9 protein-coding genes are annotated in these 22,258 nt (G+C 56.0%); 8 read left to right on the top strand and 1 reads right to left on the bottom strand.

The window, feature by feature from the left end; genetic code table 11:
• A partial coding sequence (locus M8006_RS14290) for an ATP-binding protein (protein WP_250083331.1) occupies positions 1 to 679 on the bottom strand: 679 nt, incomplete at its 3' end.
• A 297-nt stretch (positions 680 to 976) separates the two neighbouring features.
• Here M8006_RS14290 and M8006_RS14285 point away from each other — a divergent pair.
• From M8006_RS14285 to M8006_RS14250, 8 genes are all read left to right on the top strand, one after another.
• Positions 977 to 1,489 carry an RNA polymerase factor sigma-70 gene (locus tag M8006_RS14285; RefSeq protein WP_250083329.1) on the top strand — a complete coding sequence of 171 codons (513 nt, stop codon included), beginning with the start codon at positions 977 to 979 and terminating at the stop codon, positions 1,487 to 1,489.
• 143 nt (positions 1,490 to 1,632) lie between these two features.
• Positions 1,633 to 1,839, top strand: a complete 207-nt coding sequence (locus M8006_RS14280; protein ID WP_250083327.1) for a FecR/PupR family sigma factor regulator — start codon at positions 1,633 to 1,635, stop codon at positions 1,837 to 1,839.
• A 220-nt stretch (positions 1,840 to 2,059) separates the two neighbouring features.
• Positions 2,060 to 2,305, top strand: a complete 246-nt coding sequence (locus tag M8006_RS14275) for an MbtH family protein (RefSeq protein ID WP_250083325.1) — start codon at positions 2,060 to 2,062, stop codon at positions 2,303 to 2,305.
• On the top strand, positions 2,295 to 3,035 hold the full coding sequence (locus M8006_RS14270; RefSeq protein ID WP_250083324.1) for a thioesterase II family protein: 741 nt from the start codon (positions 2,295 to 2,297) through the stop codon (positions 3,033 to 3,035). The genes M8006_RS14275 and M8006_RS14270 overlap by 11 nt, the downstream gene beginning before the upstream one ends.
• A complete protein-coding gene (locus tag M8006_RS14265) occupies positions 3,013 to 3,720 on the top strand; it encodes a 4'-phosphopantetheinyl transferase family protein (RefSeq protein WP_250083321.1) in 708 nt (235 codons plus the stop codon). The genes M8006_RS14270 and M8006_RS14265 overlap by 23 nt, the downstream gene beginning before the upstream one ends.
• Positions 3,713 to 4,714, top strand: coding sequence for a TauD/TfdA family dioxygenase (locus M8006_RS14260; protein WP_250083319.1), 1,002 nt, complete (start codon positions 3,713 to 3,715; stop codon positions 4,712 to 4,714). The genes M8006_RS14265 and M8006_RS14260 overlap by 8 nt, the downstream gene beginning before the upstream one ends.
• A gap of 45 nt (positions 4,715 to 4,759) precedes the next feature.
• Positions 4,760 to 19,027 carry a non-ribosomal peptide synthetase gene (locus M8006_RS14255; protein ID WP_284047067.1) on the top strand — a complete coding sequence of 4,756 codons (14,268 nt, stop codon included), beginning with the start codon at positions 4,760 to 4,762 and terminating at the stop codon, positions 19,025 to 19,027.
• A gap of 25 nt (positions 19,028 to 19,052) precedes the next feature.
• The gene (locus M8006_RS14250; protein ID WP_250083315.1) at positions 19,053 to 22,238 is read left to right on the top strand and encodes a non-ribosomal peptide synthetase; all 3,186 of its coding nucleotides are present in this window, start codon (positions 19,053 to 19,055) and stop codon (positions 22,236 to 22,238) included.
• The last annotated feature ends 20 nt before the right edge of the window (positions 22,239 to 22,258 follow it).

Raw genomic sequence — 22,258 nt, 5'->3', positions numbered from 1 at the left:
CACAAAGCGTGCTGAAGGGAGCATCCAGGGTGATATCGTTGAGGTTATTCAAGCCCGAGAAAAGGCTGACCTTACTGAATTTGGACACGCCGGTCAGTAGCACAAAGTGCAAGTGGGGGTCAGCGTCTTTAATAACGCTGTAGAGGTTCTTCAAGCCCTCGCGCAGCTCCCGGGCGCGCTCGGGGGCCAGGATGTTATCCAAAATCGGTTTGTCATACTCGTCAATCAGGATAACCACCCGCTGACCATGCTGCTGGTGGGCGGCGCGGATGAGAGCTGAGAACTCGCCAGGGATATCAGTTTTATGGTGCTGAGTAATGCCGAGCTGCTCGCGTTGAACCCTTAACTGCTCGCGAATACGCTCGTCCAGCCCTTCACGGCTCTGCATCACTCCATCGGCAAAGCTAATACGAATCACCGGGTAGCGCTGCTGCCAGTCCCACCTATCATGAATATAGAGCCCTTCAAATAGCGCTTGGCGGCCTTCAAACAGGCAGCGCAGGGTATCCAGCAACAGGCTTTTGCCGAAGCGGCGCGGCCGCGAGAGGAAATAGTATTTGTTCTGGTTAACCAAACGTTCGATATGCGCGGTTTTATCAACGTAGTAATAGTTGCCCTCGCGGATATCCGAGAACGTCTGAATCCCGATGGGGAGCTTACGGCGGTGGGTATCCGGCACGGCTGGCCTCCAGAACAAAAACAGCGATATGGTCAGTAGTCTAGCATGCCTACTGCTCGCACTGCCCAGTGACGAGATTGTCACTGAGAGGCGTATATGCCTCCACCGAGCGAGGTTGCAGAGACTTTGGTGGCAATCATGTAGCAAGTGTTGAGGCAGATAAACCAGCCGCTCTACCAACAAACATATCGTTATAAACAGCGGGTGAGTTCTCATCTATTGACTTACCACAATTTAATGCAAATAATAACTATTGATATTTATTCCGTGGCGTTGCTCAAGGCAGGAGACCAAGCTGTGGATACCCAGATTTGGAGCGCTGAGTTAGAAGATATTTTCGCTAATCAGCGGCCCAGGCTCTGCTGTGTCGCCGCCAGAGTGCTGGGTAATGCTGATCAGGCCGATGATGTGGTGCAGGATGCCTATCTAAAAATTTTAGAAGCAACCACGCTTTTTGAAGTGAAGCAGCCCATATCCTACGTATCACGTGTGGTACGCAACCTCGCCATTGACCGCTGCCGCCGTTCGGCGTTTGAGTCAACGCTGTTTGCCAAAGAAGAAGAGGGGGATATTGTCTCTTACGCGTCATTCTCTCCAGAGGTAATCGCGATTGATCGCCAGGCCTTGGCCCAGGTGGTGGAAGCGTTGGATGAGTTGCCTGAGCGGACGCGACGTGCTTTTGAGCTCTATCGCTCGGGAAGTCATACCCAGCGGGAAGTGGCTCAACAGTTAGGTATTTCCACCACTCTGGTTAACTTTATGATTCGCGATGCGCTTACCCACTGCCGCCGATCGTTGAATGGGCGGTAAAGCCATTTAATATATCCCTTTGTGCTCGCTTTGTTACACTGCCAACGAACAACTATGGCGTTGAAAATCCTCGACGCTTAACCAAGTCGATAGCAATGCCGGTGGTAAATAGCAAGCAGTAGTAGCGAGGTTTGATAGTCACAATGGATAACGACAGTGGCGACGATGCCGTTTGGCAAACGGCGCTAGACTGGCTGATGCGCGAGCATGATCAGACGTTGAGCGAAACTGACCGCGAAGCGCTGCATGCGTGGTTAGCGGCGTCTTCCCAGCATCGCCGAGTGTTTCATGAAGCCGAACAGCTATGGTTGCTAACGGGAATGATTCCGCGCAGTGATGAGCGCGGCTGACAAATCGCTACTTTTTTCCCCTTCCGTTTTTTGTTCCCTGGTTTTCCTCATTGATGGTTTAACGTCTTTCACGGTTTAAGCGCAAGAGTTGTTTTCCCCTGCGTATTTTTTTACTTTCTTCCTCCCCGCCTTAAATTTTTATATGCCCCACTCGTCATTAAGTAATGAGAAGCAATTGCGTTTTGTTTCTTATTTCTTATGCAACGGTGAGGTTAGTCCTATGACAAGCTGTTTTGATCGTGAAGATGGTGTTTTCCGCGTATTAGTCAACCACGAAGAGCAGTACTCCTTATGGCCCGAGTGGAAGGCGATTCCTGCCGGCTGGACGGATACCGGCGTGCTTGGCGATAAGCCAACCTGCTTGGCCTACGTCGAAAAGACCTGGACCGATATGCGGCCACTCTCGCTGCGCCAGTGGATGGATGAGCAGGCCAGCGTCGAGGCGGAGCAGGTGGATGCAGGTTAAACGGTTGAAACTGCTCTGCCTGCCCTGTGCTGGGGCCAGCGCCACCATGTATCTGCGCTGGAAGCGCCAACTACCCGCGTGGATTGAGGTGTGCCCCGTTGAACTACCGGGGCGTGGTGAGCGCCTGGGCGAACCGCTGATCGACGACTTCGAAACCCAGGTCGTAAGGCTCTGTGAAGAGCAGGCAACACTGATGCGCGGCGACTTTGCCCTATTTGGCCACAGCATGGGGGCATTGCTGGCCTACGGCATAGCAGCACGCCTGCGCGATGTAGGGCGCCCTCAGCCACGGATGCTATTTGCTTCGGGTAGCGCGGCCCCTTCAATGCGCGACCCAGAGCGTTTGGCGGGGCTGGATAATGACAAAGCCCTGATTGCGGATCTACGCCAGCAGGGCGGCACTCCAGAGGAAGTGTTCGAAAATTCTGAGTTGATGCGCCTTACTCTCGGTGTTCTGGCGGCGGATTACCGTCTCTGTCGCAGTTTTCGCTATCGCGGCGGTGTGCCATTCGACTACCCGGTCAAGGTTTTCGCAGGCTTCGGCGATGATATCGAGAAGGTGCGTCTGAAAGCATGGCAGCGCGAAGCGGGCGGGGCGTTCTCGTTAAGCTGGTTCGAGGGAGGGCACTTCTTTATCCGCCAGCAGCAAGCAGAAGTGCTGGCGGCCATCGAACAGACGCTGACCCTGCGGTTAGAGGAGGTGCTTTATGCAGCGCCTTCGGTTAGCTGACGGGGTGCCCGAAGGGCTTAAGGTTTGGTGCTTAGCGCTCGACCTGAATGCCCCGGTAGCCGACGACGATGCTCGGCTGCTGAGCCGAGCCGAGTGGCAGCGCACCCAGCGGTTTCGTCATCACGCCGATGTCGTGCGTGCCGTGGCGACACGCGCTGCCCTGCGGCGGCTGCTATTCGCGCACACCGGTATAGCGCCAGACAAGCTGATGTTCACCCGGAACGCCTACGGCAAACCCGAGTTGGAAGGCGGTGATGGGCCTGCCTTCAATGTCTCCCACTCTGGCAATGTCGCCTTGATCGCGCTAGCTCCCGGTGGTGCGGTGGGGGTCGATATTGAGCGTCGCCAGCCCGAAGCCGAACTGGCGCCGCTGCACGGGCTGATGCTATCGCCGAGCGAGCAGCGCGACCACATTTACGGCGCCGAGCTGCCCTTTATGGAACGCTGGGTAGTTAAAGAAGCGGTGCTCAAAACCTTGGGTTTAGGAATCGCTGACCACCTGCAAGCGCTCTCAGTTAGCCCATCTCCAGTGCCGCCTACTAGCTACTGTCTTGAGCACTCGCTTCCCATTTTATCACCTTTACAAGCATGGCCGCTGCCCGCGCCGAGTGGCTATGCCGCTGCCCTGGGGTATGCCCAGAGCGAACGCTACTCAACGTCTTTTTTGGAGATCAATAATGGATAGCCAAAGCACAGCACCAACGCAACCAGCCAACACCATATCCAAACGTCAGGGGCCAACTGATTCAGAGCTGCCCATTATGATTTCCCCCACCTACCCAGGGCAGCCGCTGCTGGAAGCCTTCGGCGATTTGCGTGCGGATATCGAGTCCCTGGTGGTCAGGGTGGGCGGCGTGCTACTAAGAGGTTTCGATGTTCCCTCCGTTGACGATTTTCAGCAGTTTGCCGCTGCGTTTGGTCATCCGCTGCTGAGATACGAGTTCGCGTCCACCCCACGTTCAGCGGTGTCATCGGGCATTTATACCTCCACCGAATACCCCGCTCACCAACATATCCCCCTCCACAACGAGCAGGCCTATACCCGCGAGTGGCCGATGAAAATCTGGTTCCACTGTGTCACCGCTTCCCCTGAAGGGGGAGAGACGCCGATTGCCGATAGCCGCGCCATTTACCGCCGTATGCCAGCAGAGATCCGCGAGCGCTTTGCCCCCGGCATTCTCTATGTACGCAACTACGGCGATTTCGATATGCCTTGGCAAAAGGTGTTTAACACCGAAGACCGCGCCGAAGTGGAGGCGTTCTGCCAGCGCGCGGGGATTCGCTGCGAGTGGAAACCCGACGGCGATCTGCGCACCACCCAGCTATGCCAAAGCATAGAGACCCATCCGGTCACTGGTGAGCAGGTGTGGTTTAACCAGGGCCATCTATTCCATGTCTCCAACCTGCAGCCAGAAGTGCGTGAATCGCTCGAAGAGTTGCTCGAGCCTGAAGACATGCCGCGCAACGTCTTCTTTGCTGATGGCAGCCCCATTGACGATGCCATTTTCGATGAGATCCGCGGTGTACTGGCCGAAGAAACGGTGATGTTCCCCTGGCAAGCGGGTGATGTGTTGATGCTCGACAACATGCTGGTTGCCCATGCGCGTACGCCGTTCAAAGGACCGCGCAAAGTCGTCGTCGCCATGGCGGAAGGCCACGGCAACCTCTCCAAAGACTGAACATAACGCCTCACCCCACGGCCAGGAGCTCCAGCAGGTACGCATATGAATACAAGGCACGCGCAGACAGCTTTCAATAACCCATCCCACAACGCTGTTAACCACAGCTTCGTCGAGCATCTAAGTCGCTTAGCTCGGGAAAGGCCGAGCGACAGGGCACTGACTGTGGTGAACGCTCAAGGCGAAACTACGTTTGACTACGCCACCCTGGAGCGACGTTCGCGTGCCCTGGCCAGCGAGCTCCAGCAGCGGTTCCCGGCGGGTGAGCGTGCCTTGATTCTGCTGGATAACGACGAGCACTACGTGGTGGCATTTTTTGCCTGTCTGTATGCCGGGGTGATTGCCGTGCCGGTCTTCCCGCCGGAATCAGCCAAACAGCAGCATCTGGCACGTTTATTTGCTATCGCCACCGACTCCCAGGCCGTTTGTGTGCTCACCTCTTCGACGATTATTGAGTTGGTCGCCTCAGCAGGAAAGGACTTTGGTAGCGCTGAATTAATCCCCGTGGATGCAGTGGACGAGGCCCACGCTGACCATTGGGTCGAACATCGCCCAAAGCATGATGATATCGCCTTTTTGCAATACACCTCAGGCTCCACGGCCGCGCCCAAAGGCGTTATGGTCAGCCATGGCAACCTGATGGCCAACGAGCGCGCTATCGAGACAGGCTTCTCGGTGAGTGCCGACGATGTGTGTGTAAGCTGGCTACCGCTTTACCACGATATGGGCCTGATCGGCGGATTGTTACAGCCCATTTATCGCGGTATTCCTTTGGTATTAATGAGCCCCACCTTCTTTTTGCAGCGGCCGGTACGCTGGCTGGAAGCGATTTCCCGCCACCGGGGCACCATGAGCGGTGGCCCGGATTTTGCCTATCGGCTGTGCCTTGAGCGTATTCGCGACGAGCAGATTGAGACACTTGATTTATCCTGCTGGCGGGTCGCGTTCTCTGGCGCCGAGCCGGTACGCCACACAACCCTCACTGGTTTTATTGAACGCTTCCGCCCAGCGGGCTTTGTCGCGGACACCGCAGCCCCCTGCTATGGCTTGGCCGAAGCTACGCTATTGGTCAGCTGTAATTCACGCGGTACAGGCGTGGTGGGCACGACTTTTTCGCAACAGGCGCTGGCCGAGGGGAAGGCCGCTTCAGCGGTTGAAGGCAACACGATGGTGGGCTGCGGCACGCCGGAACCAGGTCACGCAATCGACATTGTTGATCCAGAGGGGCTTCACTCCCTGCCCGAAGGCGACGTCGGCGAGATCTGGGTCAATGGGCCCAGCGTGGCGCATGGGTATTGGCAAAACCCCGAAGCCACGGCCAAAACTTTCGTTACCCGGGATGGCGTTAGCTGGCAACGTACCGAGGCTCACGATAGCGACGCTCACGAAACCAATGCGCAGGGCCACGAGGCCCAAGACGATCGCTGGCTACGTACCGGCGATCTAGGCTTTTTGCACCAAGGGCAGCTGTATATCGCCGGGCGTATTAAAGACCTGATCATTCTGCGCGGCCATAACGTCTACCCCCAGGATATCGAGAGCGCTATCGAAGCCGAGGTGGAAGCGGTGCGCAAAGGGCGCGTAGCGGCCTTTGCTGTGACTACCCCGGAAGGCGCCGAGGGGATCGGCGTGGCGGCAGAAGTCTCCCGCGGTATGCAGAAACTGGTGCCCGCCGAGAAGTTGGTCGAGGCACTAAGGGAAGCGGTGGGGTCCGCCTGCCATGAGCCGCTTTCTGTCGCACTACTACTCAACCCCGGTGGCCTGCCTAAAACCTCCAGCGGCAAGTTACAGCGTAGCGCCTGCCGCCAAGGCTGGGAGGCGGGCAGCCTGGATGCCTACGCCATTCACGCCTTTGGGCATTTTGTCAGCGGCGGCGACGATGAGGGCGCTGGTGGTGGAGAGTCATCGCACTCTTCCGCAGAAGCTGGGAGCGAAACGGAGCAGACGTTAGCGGCGCTCTGGCGCCAAGTGCTGGGCGATGACCAGGTAACGCCACTGGGGAGCAATTCCCACTTCTTTGCTAGTGGTGGTAATTCTCTGGCGGCGGTGCAGTTGGCTTCACGCATTAGCGAGCATTGGGCGATTGATTTTTCAGTTAAGTCAGTTTTCGAGCATTTCTCACTGTCTGCTATGGCGAAGGAAGTCGAGTGCATAAGAAATGATAATACCAATTTGGGTCGTTTGCCTATCCCGGTATTGTCAACTGCGCGTCGTGCTGAGCCACTGCCTCTCTCTCATGACCAGCAACGCCTATGGTTCTTATGGCAACTAGACCCTGAGAGCACTGCTTATCATATCGGTGGCGTCCTGCGTTTATCAGGCCAATTGAACACTGCAGCAATGCATGATGCTTTTGACGGTTTGATAGCACGGCATGAGTCGCTGCGTACCTTGTTTTACGTTGACGATGAGGGGGTTCCCAATCAGTTAATTAGACCTGACGTTTCCTTTGGCCTGGAAGTCGCTGATTTTCGTGGCATGTCGGCTGAGGAGGCTCAGCAGCGTGAGGATGACACGATACGGCGGATAAATGATGAGCCGTTTGATCTCTCAACAGGCCCTTTGTTGCGAGCGGCGTTGCTGCGTGTGAGCGACGATGTGTATGCCTTGGTCGTTGTCATGCATCACATTATCTCCGATGGCGTATCGATGCAGATTATGCTCGATGAGTTGGTGGCTTCTTACCGCGCCCATATTCGTAGTGAGCCTGCTCAGTTGCCTGAGTTGCGTGTCCAATACGCTGACTACGCAAGTTGGCAGCGTGACTGGCTGGCAGCCGGTGAGGGTGAGAGACAGCTTGCTTATTGGCAACAACAGCTTGGCAGTGAGCACCCTGTGTTGGACTTGCCAACGGATCATCCCCGTCAAGCGTCGACGGCTAAGCGTGCCGGTCAGCATGAGTTTTCTCTTTCTGAAGAACTTCAAGAAGCCCTGCGCAGGCTCGCGGAAAGTCAGAGCACGAGCCTCTTCTCCGTGCTTTTGGCAGGTTTCCAAGGCTTGTTGCATCGATATAGCGGACAGCGAGAGATTCGCGTGGGAGTGCCGATGGCCAATCGGCAGCGTCAGGAAGTCGAGGGCGTGATCGGGTTTTTCGTCAATACCTTAGTGTTGCGTAATGATATTGATAGTCGCCACTCACTCGAGACGATCTTGATGCAGTGCCAAGATGCTGTGCTCGGTGCTCTGACACATCCAGACTTACCTTTCGAGCAGTTGGTGGAAGCACTACAACCTGAGCGTAGCCTGAATCACAACCCCCTATTTCAGGTCATGTTCAACTATCGGCAAGAGGATCAGCGCGCGTTACAGACATTGCCTGACTTGACGCTGACTGGTTTGAGGCTTCTGCAGCAGGATGCTCAGTGCGACCTGATGCTGGAAGCGCGGGAGTCCCTGGATGGACAGCTGAAATTCAGCATGGTTTATGCATCGGAACTCTTCGAGCCCGACACCATTGAGCGTCTGGCAGGGCATTTCCAAGCTGTATTAAAAGCGCTGGTTGCATTACCCGCGCAGGCAATCGGCGACATAAAACTGTTGCCTGAAATCGAGCACCAGCAACTGGCTCGCTGGAGTGTCACTTCCCAGCCCTATTCCGATCGAGGCCCTGTCCATAGGCAGGTTGAGGCTCGGGTGAAAGAGTGTCCTGACGCCTTGGCGCTGGTCTTTGGTAACCAGCAGCTCACCTATGCCGAACTCAACACACGAGCCAACCGTTTGGCCCACCATTTGCTCGATCTGGGCGTAACGCCTGAGATGCGAGTCGGCATCGTTGTGGAGCGCTCCATCGAGATGGTGGTGGGGCTGCTGGGTATTCTCAAGGCTGGCGGTGTTTATGTTCCTCTGGACCCCCACTATCCCAAAGAACGGGTGGCTTACCTGCTGGAGGACAGCGGCATAGAACTGTTGCTGACCCAGCAGCCCTTGGTCGCAGCATTACCGATAGAAGACCACATGATCGTGGTCGAACTGGATCGGCAGGATTGTCGGGAGCAACTCGACACTAACCCCGATATACCGCTGCATGGCGATAACCTCGTCTATGTATTGTATACCTCAGGCTCTACGGGCAAGCCAAAAGGCATCACCATGCGACACCAGGCGATTTCTGAATTGATTGCCTGGCACCAAGCACATTTTCCTGGTGCATACCGTACGTTGATGTTCGCCTCGCCATGTTTCGATGTCGGTTTTCAGGAGGTTATGACCACGCTCAGTACGGGGGGCTGCCTAGTGCAGACCGTCAGTGAAGACCGGTATGACTTCTCACGTCTGATCGATGTCATTCTTCGGCAGAAGGTCGAACGAGTGTTCCTACCCTATGCCGTACTCAAGGCGTTCGTTGAGGCCGCTAGAACAGCCAATATCAGGCTGCCTCAACTGACACAACTCATTACAGCCGGGGAGCAGTTGAAGGTTACCGACACGTTGAAAGGTTGGTTAACACAGGAACCGCAATGTGCGTTGATCAATCAGTATGGGCCGACAGAGACGCATGTTGTCAGTAGTCATCAGGTAGATAGTGGGACGGGCGAGCTGCCACCGATTGGTAAAACGGCGGCAGGTGCGAAACTGCTCGTCCTCAACGAGGAACTCACTCCGGTTCCGATAGGCGTCAATGGTGAGTTGTTCGTCGGGGAAGTGGCACTGGCTCGCGGTTATCTACACCGCCCGGGCATGACGGCCGAACGTTTTGTCGCCGATCCGTTTGATACACGAGGAGGGCGGTTGTACCGCACCGGCGATCTGGTGCGCTGGAGATCGGATGGGCAGTTAGAGTATCTGGGCCGCCTGGATCATCAGGTCAAGGTACGTGGCTTTCGTGTCGAGTTGGGGGAGATCGAAGCCCAGTTACAGTCTCAACACGCCGTGAAAGAGGCGGTGGTGGTCGCCCTGGAAGCTCCCGGTGGCGCTAGGCTAGTGGCTTATGTAGTTCCCCAAGCCGATGTTGAACTCGATACCTCCTCTCTGCGCGAAGCGCTAGAACAAAAGCTACCCGATTATATGGTACCTGGAGTGATGGTCACTCTGGAGGCGTTGCCGCTCACCCCGAACGGCAAGATAGACCGTAAGGCATTGCCCCAGCCGGATTTGGCTAGCAGCTTACAGTATGAACCGCCTCAGGGTGAGTTTGAAGAAACGCTGGCGGAGATATGGTCCGACCTCCTTGGTGTCGAGCGGGTGGGCCGCCACGACAACTTCTTCGAGTTGGGAGGCCACTCGCTACTATCAGTGAGTTTGCTGGAGCGAATGCGCGCTCAAGGCTGGTCAGTATCGGTAAGAGCGCTGTTCCAGAATCCCGTTTTCTCCGAGTTTGTCCGGGCAGTTGTTAATGATCAAAGGCAAACGGTCGTGACCGTTCCGCCTAACCGTATCCCTGAGGGATGTCAATCGCTTGAGCCTGACATGATTACCCTCATGGATATTGATGAGGAGCAACTCAGGCACATAGAAATAATGGTGCCGGGAGGGGCATCCAACATCCAGGACATTTATCCGCTTGGACCACTTCAGGAGGGTATGTTCTTCCATCACCTGTTGGAGTCTCAGGGCGACGCGTATCTTTTCCATTGCCTTTTGCAATTCGACACTAAGGATCGCTTGCAACGTTTTATCGACAGTTTGAATCACATCATTTTCCGTCATGACATCTTGCGTTCGGCTGTGGTTTGGGAGGGATTAAAGGAGCCCGTTCAAGTTGTATACAGGTCGGCTGAATTGTCCCTCCAATGGTTAGAAGAAACGCCCCTATCTGATGGCATGAGTGTGGCTGAACGACTCAATAGCCAGATTAATTTTAGCCACTATCGTTTGGATGTGCGTCAAGCGCCGATGATGCGCGCGATTGGTGCTGCTGATCCGCAGAACCAGCGTTGGTTGCTGTCGTTACCCATCCATCACCTAGTGTTGGATCACGCTACGCTGGAGCGTATTGCGGAGGAAATCGCATTGCTTCAGGAGGGAAGGCCGGAGGCATTACCTGAACCCGTGCCCTACCGGCGCTATGTAGCGCAAGCACGCTTGGGGGTGAGTCAGGCCGAGCATGGAGCTTTCTTCAAAAAGATGCTGGGCGATGTTGATGAACCAACGGCCCCATTTGGCTTGCTGGACGCGCGGGGTGATGGCACTACGATTGAAGAAGCCAAGATGTCTTTGGATACGTCACTGGCATTACGTCTGCGGTCTCAGGCGCGTCGACATGGGGTCAGCGCTGCCACACTCTTTCACGTGGCTTGGGCGCTGGTGCTGGCTAAAATCACGGGCAAGGAGGATGTGGTATTCGGTACCGTGCTATATGGACGCATGCAAAGCGGTCAGGGCGCTGAACGTGCCCTGGGATTGTTTATCAACACATTGCCGATACGCATACGGATGGGAGTGAGGGATGTCGAGGAATGCTTGCATCAGACGCACTCTGCGTTAACTGAGTTATTACATCATGAGCATGCCAGTTTGCCTCTAGCACAAGGGGCCAGTGCTATGCAGGGAGGAATGCCAATATTTTCTGCATTGCTGAACTACCGTCATAGTTCCCATGGCGATGACCAATCCTCCCGTATCTGGGATGGCCATATCTGGGAAGGTATGGAGGTAGTCGAGAATACGGAAAGGACAAATTACCCGGTCGGGCTTTCGGTGGATGACCAAGGGGAAGGCTTTGAACTGATGATGCAAATCACTGGATCCTTTGGGGCTCAAAGGCTGTGTGAGTATGTGCAGCGGTCGGTTCATGCGCTGGTAGATGCCTTGGATGGGACTGGTTCACGAAATGTATGTGAGATGGAGGTGATGGCAGACCATGAGCAACAGCAATTGGCCTGCTGGGGTGGGAAGACTCAGCGCTATCCACATGTCGAGCCTATCCATCGCCTGATCGAACACCGTGTCGAGACAACACCAGAAGCCGTGGCTGTAATCTTCGAAAATCAGTCACTCAACTACGCCGAACTCAATACCCGCGCCAACCGCTTGGCCCACTATCTGATTGGACTAGGCGTAAAACCCGAAACCCGAGTGGGCATCGCGATGGAGCGCTCCATCGAAATGGTGGTGGGGCTACTGGGTATACTCAAAGCGGGTGGTGCTTATGTACCGCTAGACCCAGATTATCCGAGTGATCGGCTGGCCTATATGGTCGAGGATAGCGGTATCGAGTTGCTGCTTACCCAGCAGCATATTCATGATTCGTTACCAGTAGCTGAAAGCCTGAATGTCATTGAGCTGGATCAGTTGGATGTGACACATCATGCGTCAACCAACCCAGAAGTGGCCCTGCACACTGAGCATCTCGCCTACGTGATTTACACCTCGGGCTCTACCGGGCGACCCAAGGGCGTAATGGTGCGTCATTACGCGCTCTGCCACTTCTTGCTAAGCATGCAGGAAACCCCTGGCCTTAGCTCAGACGATATCCTGGTGGCGGTGACCTCGCTATCGTTTGATATTGCTGCCCTGGAGCTATATCTGCCATTGATCAGCGGCGCAAGGGTCGTACTGGCGAGCCGCGAGACGACTCAGGATGGCAGGGCCTTGGGTGAATGTCTCGATAAGGAAAAAGCGACAGTTTTCCAGGCGACACCCTCTGGCTGGCGGTTGCTGCGCTCGTCAGGCTGGCCATGGATGACGGCTCCGCTAACGGAAGGCTTTAAGGGGCTATGCGGCGGTGAGGCTTTACCACCTGATCTAGCTGAGGATCTGCAAACTCAAGGGATCGAATTGTGGAACATGTACGGTCCCACCGAGACCACGATTTGGTCCGCGACGCATCCAGTGAAGGACGATCAGGTCTTCCTCGGAAGCGCGATTGCGGCGACGCGGCTGGTCGTTTTGGATAGTGCGCTCAATCTGATTCCGCCCGGAGTGGCGGGTGAATTGTACTTAGGCGGCATAGGCTTGGCGCGGGGTTACCTGGGCCGTGCTGACCTGACGACGGAACGCTTTGTGGCTGATCCCTTTACTGCGGGCGAACGACTTTACCGCACGGGTGACTTAGTGCGTTGGCGAGAGGATGGTCAGCTTGAATACTTGGGACGGATTGACCATCAAATCAAAGTGCGGGGATTCCGTATTGAATTAGGCGAAATTGAAGCTCAACTGCTAGCCCTTTCAGAGATACGCGAGGCAGTGGTAGCTGCTCAAGAAAGCCCTAGTGGTTCTAGGCTGGTAGCCTACGTGACTCCGCAAGCCGACGTTGAACTCGACACTACCTCTCTACGCGAAACGCTCAGACAAAATCTACCAGACTATATGGTGCCTGGGGTGGTGGTTACTTTGGAGGCTCTGCCATTAACTCCGAACGGTAAGGTAGACCGTAAAGCCTTGCCCGAGCCGGAGTTAGCCAGTGGCTCACCGTATGAGCCGCCCCAAGGCGAGGTGGAAGAAGCGTTAGCGGCAATCTGGTCAGAGATACTTGGCGTTGAAAGTGTGGGCCGCCACGACAACTTTTTCGAGCTTGGGGGCCATTCGTTATTGGCTCTGAAAGTGTTGGAGCAAATGCGGCATCGGGTACTAACGGCGCAGGTACGCACGCTGTTCCAATTCCCGGAACTGGCGGCCTTCGCCCAGGCATTGAAGCAGACATCAGAGCGGCAGGAAATCATCATACCGCCCAACCGCATTCCAGATGGCTGCTCGGCGATCCAGCCCGAGATGCTGCCTTTGATCGAACTCAATGCCGAAGAGATCAGCGCGATCGAAGCGGCAGTGCCGGGGGGGGGCAGCAATATTCAAGATATCTACCCGCTAGCACCGCTGCAGGAGGGCATCCTTTTCCATCACCAGCTGCAGCAGAGGGGCGATGCCTATGTAACTCCGCACTTACTCGGTTTTGATTGCCAGGAACGGTTGAAAGCATTCATTGCCTGTTTCAATAAACTGATTGACCGGCATGACATCCTGCGGACTGCGGTGCTTTGGGAAGGGCTAAGCCGGCCGGTACAGGCCATTTACCGGCATGCCGAATTAGCCCTCGAATGGCTAAACGTTGATAGTATCCCATCACAAAACGTTGCTAAACGGCTGAATGCCGAAGTGGATCCCGAGCACTATCGCCTCGACGTACGCCGAGCGCCTATGCTACGGGCGGTAGCTGCATACGATGCCGAGCAAAACCGCTGGCTGTTGCAACTACCTAGCCACCATCTCGTCATGGATAACACCACCCTCGAGCTACTGGTGGAAGAGATTGCCCTGATCCAGCAAGATCGTGAGGATGAACTGCCCAAGCCGATCCCATTCCGCAACTTTGTGGCGCAGGCCCAGCTAGGGGTAAGCCTGGAAGAGCACGAAGCCTTCTTTAGAGAGCGGTTGGGCGATATTGAGGAACCGACCGCCCCCTTCGGGCTACTAGACGTTCGTGGCGATGGCAACGATATCGAAGAAGTACGCGTTCCTTTGTCGGCGGAGCTAGCCCAGCAGGTGCGGCAGCAGGCGCAGCGTCATGGTGTGAGCACGGCAAGCTTGTTCCACTTGGCCTGGGCGTTGGTGCTGAGCAAAATTACTGGGCAGGACGATGTGGTGTTCGGCACTGTGCTGTTCGGGCGTATGCAGGGCCTCGAAGGTGCTGAGCGGGCTCTGGGGATGTTTATCAATACACTCCCTGTGCGTATCAAAATGGGCACTCAAGATGCCTATCAGTCCTTGCGACAAACCCGCGAGGCTCTATCTGCTCTGTTGCATCACGAGCATGCCAGTCTTGGCCTTGCGCAGCGCTGCAGCGGTTTGCCCGGTGGAACGCCGCTTTTCACGAGCCTACTGAACTATCGTTACAGCGCACCTCAGCAAGAGGGACGCATCGCTCAAACCTGGGAAGGTATGGAGGTGCTGGGGGGCCAAGAACGCACTAACTATCCAATCACGATGTCAGTGGACGATCTAGGTCACGGCTTCCAGTTGGTAGGGCAGGTGAGCCGTATCATCGGTGCTCAGCGATTGTGTGACTACCTGAGTACCGCCATTGCAGGCATCGTAGAAAATCTGCAAGCGGCGCCTCAACAACCATTAAGTGAGATCAGTCTGCTTAGAGCAGACGAACAGCAGTTGTTGAGCGAGTGGGGGGAGAATACGCAGCAATATTCTGACATTTCTCTAATCCATAATCTGATTGAGCGCCAGACAGCGGCGATCCCAGAGACTACTGCGCTAGTTTTCCAAGATCAGTCACTCAGCTACGCCGAACTCAACGGCCGTGCCAACCAACTGGCCCAATATCTGGTTGGCTTAGGCGTAAAACCCGAAGCCCGAGTTGGTATCGCCGTTGAGCGTTCCATCGAAATGGTGGTGGGGCTGCTGGCGATCCTCAAGGCGGGGGGCGCCTATGTACCGTTGGATCCGGATTACCCGAGCGATCGACTGGCCTATATGGTCGAGGACAGTGGTATCAAGTTGCTGCTTACTCAACAGCATCTACGCGATGCGTTTCCGGTGGCCGATGGGCTGAACGTCATTGAGTTGGATCGGTTGGATGTTGCTCACCATGCGCCGATCAACCCTGAAGTGGCACTGCACGGCGAGCACCTTGCCTATGTGATCTACACCTCAGGCTCCACCGGGCGGCCCAAGGGAATTGGCGTGAGTCATGCTCCTCTGGCGATGCATCTTCAGGCGATTGGGGCGCGTTACAACCTGATGCCCGAAGACCGGCTACTTCAGTTTGCTTCGATCAGTTTTGATGCCGCTGGAGAGCAGTGGTTGCTTCCACTGCTGGCAGGTGCTGCCCTCGTGCTACCACAAGGACGACATCTAGGGACCGAGACGCTAGCCACTCTGGTGCGGCAGCATGATGTTAGCGTGCTGTATTTGCCTCCGGCTTATTTACGTCATCTCTACCAAAGCTTGCCTGAAGGCTCCCTGCCGGTGCGCCTCTGCATTGCCGGTGGCGAAGCCTGGTCTCGTGAAGACTTCGAGGGAATTCGCCGAGCTTGCCAGCCGGAGCACCTTTTCAATGCCTATGGTCCGGCTGAAACCGTTATCTCTCCAACGTTATGGTCGGATGATTCTGGACTTGGGCAATCGTCCCAAGTGCCGATCGGTCAGCCAATTGGGGCGCGCAAGGCACTGGTGCTGGATGATGATCTGAATCTTGTACCGGTCGGCATAGCAGGCGAGCTTTATCTGGGCGGTGTTGGTCTAGCGAGGGGCTACTTGAATCGTACCGCCCTGACGGCAGATCGTTTCGTAGCCGATCCATTTGCGCAGGGTGAACGCCTCTACCGCACCGGCGATCTGGTGCGATGGCGTGACGATGGCCAGCTTGAGTACCTGGGCCGCTTGGATCATCAGGTGAAGATCCGCGGCCTGCGTATCGAGCTTGGTGAGATTGAAGCTGAACTGCTCTCTCAGCCAGAAGTGCGCGAGTCAGTAGTGGTCGCTCAAGAAGGCCCCAGTGGTTCTAGGTTAGTCGCTTATGTGGTGCCCCAAGCTGGCAGTGAACTCGATACTGCCGTACTACGTGAAGCACTCGGTCAAAAGCTACCGGACTATATGGTGCCGGGAGTGCTGGTCTCGCTTGATGCACTGCCGCTGAATGCCAATGGCAAAGTAGACCGCAAGACCTTGCCTGAGCCGGAGATGGCCAGTTGCTCTCAGTACGAGCCACCTCAGGGCGAGGTGGAAGAAGCGCTGGTGGGGATTTGGTCAGAGGTGTTGAGTGTGGAGCGAGTAGGGCGCCACGATAACTTCTTCGAGTTAGGAGGACATTCATTATCGGCACTGCAGGTGCTTGCACGCATACGAGCGGCAGGTCTTCAGAGCTTGGCCCTTCGCAACTTATTTAAGAGCCCCGTACTGTCCGAATTGGCTCTCCTTATCTCTACCAGTGGGAATGACCTGGTGAGCGATACGCCGCTGCGTCCCATTACCCGGCGTGAGCAAATGCCATTATCTCCGGCCCAGAAGCGGTTATGGCTGGTCGATCGATTGGCAGGCTCCTCCAGCGAACGAACGGGCTACAACATGTCCGCTGCTCTAAACCTCACAGGGCAGCTTGATGCAGAAGCGATTAAGTCGACGCTTGATGTGATTGTAGATCGTCATGAAGTACTGCGTACCCGTTATCCCGAGAACGAAGCGGGTGAACCGATCGCAGTCATCGCACCCGGCAACCCTATGGAGATTGAATGGGTCGACTTGGTGAACCTGGAGGGCGACCAGCAGCGTGATAAAGCCCGGCAGCTTATGGAAGAGCATGCACAGCGTGCCTTCGATCTATCCTCGGGGCCGCTTCTCCGTGCCGCTGTAATAAGGATATCGCCACGGTCGCATCTGCTGCTGCTCTGTGTTCACCACATTGTATTCGACGGCTGGTCAGAAGCTGTCTTCATCAACGAGTTCGTCACAACCTATCGCGCGCTTATTGATGATGAAGAGAGTGAGCTTCCCGATCTCCCCATTCAGTACGTGGACTATGCTGCTTGGCATGAGAAAGCACTGTCGGGAGTAGCCTTTGAGCAAAGCGCAACCTTCTGGCGTCGCTATCTAAGTGATGCTCCTTCGCTCTCAACACTGCCAGCGGACTTCGCCAGGCCCAGCCAAGTATCACATGCTGGGAACTCCCAGCGCATGGCACTGAGTCCAGACCTATCACAAGCGTTGAACAAGCTTGCCGCACAGCGTGGCGCCACGCTATTTACGCTTCTATTGGCGAGTTTTCAGCTGTTGATGCACCGCCATACTTGTCAACAAGATCTAGTGGTGGGAACCGATGTTGCTGGCCGTAGCCATCCTGATGTTGAGCCGCTAATTGGCTTTTTTGTCAATGTCATCCCACTACGATCTCGCTTGGCTGATGGCCAGATTGATTTCGGCCACTGGCTCGAGCACGTACAGACCAGCGTGCTGGATGCTTTCGATCATCAAGGCGTTCCCTTCGACAGAATTGTCGAGCTTTCGGGCATCAGACGTGAGCGAGATCGTTCCCCCCTCATACAAACCCTATTCGTACTACAAAACACGCCAACCGAGCGGTTCTCAATTCCGGGCCTTGAGGTGGAGGTAATACCCCAGCCCCGGCAGGAGTCGAAGTTCGATATGGCGGTATTCGTTGATGAAAGTGATACCGGACTATCAGTCGAGTGGGTTTATGCCACTGCCTTGTATCGACGCGAAACCATTGAGCACTTGACCGGTGCCTGGCAGTCGCTACTAGCGCAGATCGTGGAAGCTCCCAGCATGCCCGTTGAGGAGTTTCGCTTACCCCTAATGGAGAAACACGCCATGCAAAACAACCTTTCAAAAGGTTCCAAACTCAACAAGCTTGGCAGCCTGAAATCCCAGCCAGGTGCGCGATCCTCGACCAACAGTGACTCACCGATACGAACGGCATTGCTCGACGAGAAAAGAGTCTTTCCTCTCGTGATCGAAGCGACGGACGCTGACCTTGATGCGGTTGCCTGGGCCACCTCCCAGCGTGACTTTATCGAGCAACACTTACGCACGCATGCAGGCATTCTGTTCCGTAACTTTGGGCTGACTACACCGCAAGAATTTGAAGCCTTTGCCGAGGCTATCCAGCCGGGCCTTTACGGCAACTATGGTGACCTGCCCAAGAAAGAAGGGGGGCGCAATACCTACCGTTCAACCCCCTATCCCGAGCGCCAGATGATTCTCTATCACAACGAAAGCTCGCATTTGGAGCGCTGGCCGCGAAAGCAACTGTTCTTCTGCGAATTCCCCTCTCCCGTGGGAGGTGCCACACCGATCGTTGACTGCCGGGAGATGTTGCGCCAACTGCCCGCCGATGTGGTGGAGGAGTTCGAGCGCAAAGGGCTGCTTTATGTGCGCACCTTCACCCGCAACCTGGACGTGAGCTGGCGAGACTTTTTCAAAACCGATAGCAAGGAAGAGGTTGAGGCGCGGCTCAAAGAAGCGGGAATTGAGTGGCAGTGGTTGGGTGATGACGAGCTGCAGACACGTACACGCTGCCCAGCGGTAGTCACCCATCCAGTGACCGGTGACCGGGTGTTCTTCAATCAGGTGCAGCTCCACCACGTCAGCTGCCTTGAGCCTGATGTGAAAGAAGACCTGCTTGGCATGGTGGGTCAGGAGCGCCTACCGCGAAATGTCTACTTCGGCGACGGCTCCGTGATTAGCGACGAGATGATGAAGGTTGTCGGAGAAGCCTACGAAGCCTGTGCGGTGCGTTTCGACTGGCGCCGGGGCGATGTGGTGATGGTCGACAACATGTTAGCGGCCCATGCCCGGGATCCCTTCGAAGGGCCACGCAAGATTGTAGTGGCGATGGGAGACATCTATGAGCGCTCGGCGCTGGAAGAGGCCCAAGGGGCAGGTGCCGATGCCGAGTTGGTCGATCAATGAAGTCACGGGGTTTGGGAGTCTATAAATGAGTGCAATAACGGAACAGCAGAGCCTTGCCCATTGGCCGCTTAGCCCTGAACAGCGCGCAGTGTTGGTGGCGGCGGAAGCTAATGGAGGTGATACCCAGCAGGTAGCACCGGCGCAGGCGAATGTGATGTTGGTCGATATTCAAGGGGCGCTTGATAGCTCACGACTGGAGCGGGCTCTGAGCGACCTTAGACAACAGCATGAAGCCCTGTCTACGTCTCTGAAAAGTGTGGCCGGGTACCGCGGGCTGCGACACCAGGCGCTTGAAGAGCTACCTGCTATTGAGTGGCGTTATGAAGACTTACGCGGCAGCGATGACAAGAATGCGCTGCTCAACGACTTTCTTAATAACTTTAGCGAGTCACTCAAGCACATGCCCGTTGAGAGTGGCGAGCTGCTGCGTCCAGCGCTGCTGCGTACTGGCGAAACAGCCTGGGTATTAGTACTGGCTGTTTCGGCGTTGGTGGCGGATCGCGGCAGTCTGCAGTCGCTGTTCTCGGCGTTGGCGGATGCTTACGATAAGAGCGGAGGAGCCGGTGATGAGCCTACGCTGCAGTATTCCCAGTTCATCGAGTGGCGTGCTTCGCTCGAAAACGACGATGACGCCGAAGAGGGCCGTGAATATTGGCAAAATCACCAACAGCATGCCGAGCAGGCAGGCGCATGCCGCTTACCTGCCAGACAAGTTAACCGCCATGATGTGCGGGCAGAGCATGAGTATGTGGCCTGTCAGCTCGAATCAAGCTTAGTGACGCGTATCGACAACCTGGCAGACGAGCTTCAAGTATCCGCAGAGGCAGTGCTGCAGGCGGCTTGGTGGGCGTTACTCGCCAGAATTAGCGGTAATGAGAGTGTGATAGGCGGTTGGCAACACGACTGCCGCCAGGATTACGAGGTGATGCAAGGGGCGATCGGGCTCTTCGACAAGGTGCTGCCGATGCTGGTTGAAGGCGTTGCTGATAGCGACTTCTCTAGCTGGATTGCCCATTTATCAGGGCAGTTAGAGGCGCATACCCAAGCCCAAGAGTATTGGTCAATTGATGCGCTGCCTGATAAGCGCCACCTCGCAGTGGGGTTCGCATTTTCAGAGGAAGTGAGTGAGCTAAAGTCGGCGGGTTTGCAGTGGCGCTTGCGAGAAGTGCCAGGGCCATCGGCAGAGTTTGAACTTGCCTTGCACATTGGCCGCAGTGAGAGCGGCGCAGTGGCAACGCTCTACGCTGACCCATCATGCTATAGCCGCGAGGCGGCCGAGTGCTTGCTGGATCAGTTCCAGACACTGCTTCAGGCGGGCCTAGCTGACCCTGCGCAAAAGCTATTTTCGGTGCCGCTTATCTCCCCTGAGCAACAGCAGGGATTACTGTCGATTGAGGACAGTGAGCTCGACGTGGGCGAGCGTAGCGTAGCTACCCATATCGCCGCTTGGGCTGCTTCGACGCCAGATGCAATTGCCATTGAGGAGCAGGGCCGCACGCTGAGCTACGCCCAATTAGAAGCCCGCATTAATGGTATCGCGCGGTGGTTGGATAATCAGGGCGTCAAACATGGAGATTATGTAGCGCTCAACCTGCCCCGTTCCACCGATTTGGTCGTGCTGCTACTGGCAGTCTGGCGTGTAGGTGCCGCCTATCTGCCGCTCGATCCTGAGTGGCCCCTAGCCCGCAAACAGCGAGTGCTTGAGGATGCCCAGCCTGCGCTAGTAGTGAGCACTGAAGATGGCGAGGCGGAACTCGCAGCACTGGCCTTTCCCGGCATCCGCAGTGTGGGGCTGCCAAGAGAAGTGGAAGGGGTGGGTAGTAGCGCATTGCCGTTTCCAGAGCCTGGCCTCAGCGACGTGGCTTACCTTCTCTATACTTCTGGCTCCACCGGTACGCCCAAAGGCGTGGTAATTGAGCATGGTCAACTGCTCAATTACGTAGCCGGTGCCACAAAGGCTATGGGGCTATCGGCACGCCAGCGCTGGGCATTGACCGGGTCGCTGGCCACTGACTTGGGCAATACGGCACTGTTCGGCGCCTTGTTCAATGGTGCTCGCCTGGTGATCGCCGCACCTGACGATATGCAGGATGGCGACCACTTTGCGCGCTTTATGTCGGCGGCCGATATCGATGCGCTCAAAATGGTGCCGTCTCATCTGGAGGCCCTGCTGGAGTGTGATACACCCCAGTTGCCGAAAACGCTGATTCTAGGCGGTGAGGCAACTTCACCTGCCTTGCTTTCGAGCATCGCGCGGATCTCACCCGATTGCCACCTATACAATCACTATGGCCCCACAGAAGCCACGGTGGGCGTGATGGTGCACCCGGTATCACTTTCGCAAGATATAGCAGGCCCGCTGCCGCTAACCCAGTTGCTGCCTAACTGCCGCTTTCGAGTGCTTGACGAAAACTTGCACGCTACCCCCACCGGTGGCGTGGGTGAGTTGTATCTGGGCGGCGCCCAACTGGCGCGTGGTTATCTCAATAGTGATGCTTCCGCGTTTGTCGAAGATCCCTTTATTGTCGGTGAACGGCTCTATCGCACCGGCGATCTGGCGTGCGTGCTACCCGAGGGTGGCATCCGCCTTATTGGGCGAACTGACGATCAGATCAAGCTGCGCGGCTTTCGTGTTGAACCAGCGGAAATCGAAAGCGTGTTGCAAGCACAGCCAGGAGTTAAGCAGAGCCTGGTTCGCCTGATGGGCAGTGGCGGTGATAACCAGGAACTCTTAGCGTTCCTGATCGCTGACGCCGAGGTAACGTCCGTTGAGGGCCTGGACCAACTGCGCGAGCAACTGACTGTACTGCTGCCTGAGCCCATGCGTCCTTCTCGCTTTATACCTGTTGAGCATTTCCCCCGCCTAGGTAATGGCAAGGTAGATACCTCCACGCTGGAAGCCTTGGCCCAAAAAAACGTGGAAAGAAAAACCTTGGTGAAACCCCGGGATGCCGTGGAAGCCAACCTATGCCAAGCCATGGCTGAGCTGCTTGGTCGCGATGAAATAGGCATTGATGACGATTTCTTCGAACTGGGTGGGCACTCACTGTTGGTTATCAAACTGGTGGCCCGCATTCGCAAACAGTTCGGGATCGAGATAGCCCCCGGCGTGGTATTCGATCATTCCACTGCCGTCGAGCTGGGTGCCGCTCTACGTGAGAGTGAGCACGGGATTCAGGAAGAGGCGCATCCTTCCTTGTCAATCGAATAACAGCCTCTAGTCAAGGATTC

Origin of the sequence: Halomonas llamarensis, from assembly GCF_023555005.1 — a bacterium.
In the GTDB taxonomy this organism is placed as follows: Bacteria; Pseudomonadota; Gammaproteobacteria; order Pseudomonadales; family Halomonadaceae; genus Vreelandella; species Vreelandella llamarensis.
The sequence above is the reverse complement of the archived record's forward strand: the minus strand, read 5'-3'. Positions and strand labels throughout refer to the sequence as shown.

Excerpts from the sequence above, each read along its gene's own strand:
- M8006_RS14280 (WP_250083327.1), top strand. The coding sequence starts at position 1,633 with ATGGATAACGACAGTGGCGACGATGCCGTTTGGCAAACGGCGCTAGAC.
- M8006_RS14275 (WP_250083325.1), top strand. The coding sequence starts at position 2,060 with ATGACAAGCTGTTTTGATCGTGAAGATGGTGTTTTCCGCGTATTAGTC.
- M8006_RS14270 (WP_250083324.1), top strand. The coding sequence starts at position 2,295 with ATGCAGGTTAAACGGTTGAAACTGCTCTGCCTGCCCTGTGCTGGGGCC.
- M8006_RS14265 (WP_250083321.1), top strand. The coding sequence starts at position 3,013 with ATGCAGCGCCTTCGGTTAGCTGACGGGGTGCCCGAAGGGCTTAAGGTT.
- M8006_RS14260 (WP_250083319.1), top strand. The coding sequence starts at position 3,713 with ATGGATAGCCAAAGCACAGCACCAACGCAACCAGCCAACACCATATCC.
- M8006_RS14255 (WP_284047067.1), top strand. The coding sequence starts at position 4,760 with ATGAATACAAGGCACGCGCAGACAGCTTTCAATAACCCATCCCACAAC.
- M8006_RS14250 (WP_250083315.1), top strand. The coding sequence starts at position 19,053 with ATGAGTGCAATAACGGAACAGCAGAGCCTTGCCCATTGGCCGCTTAGC.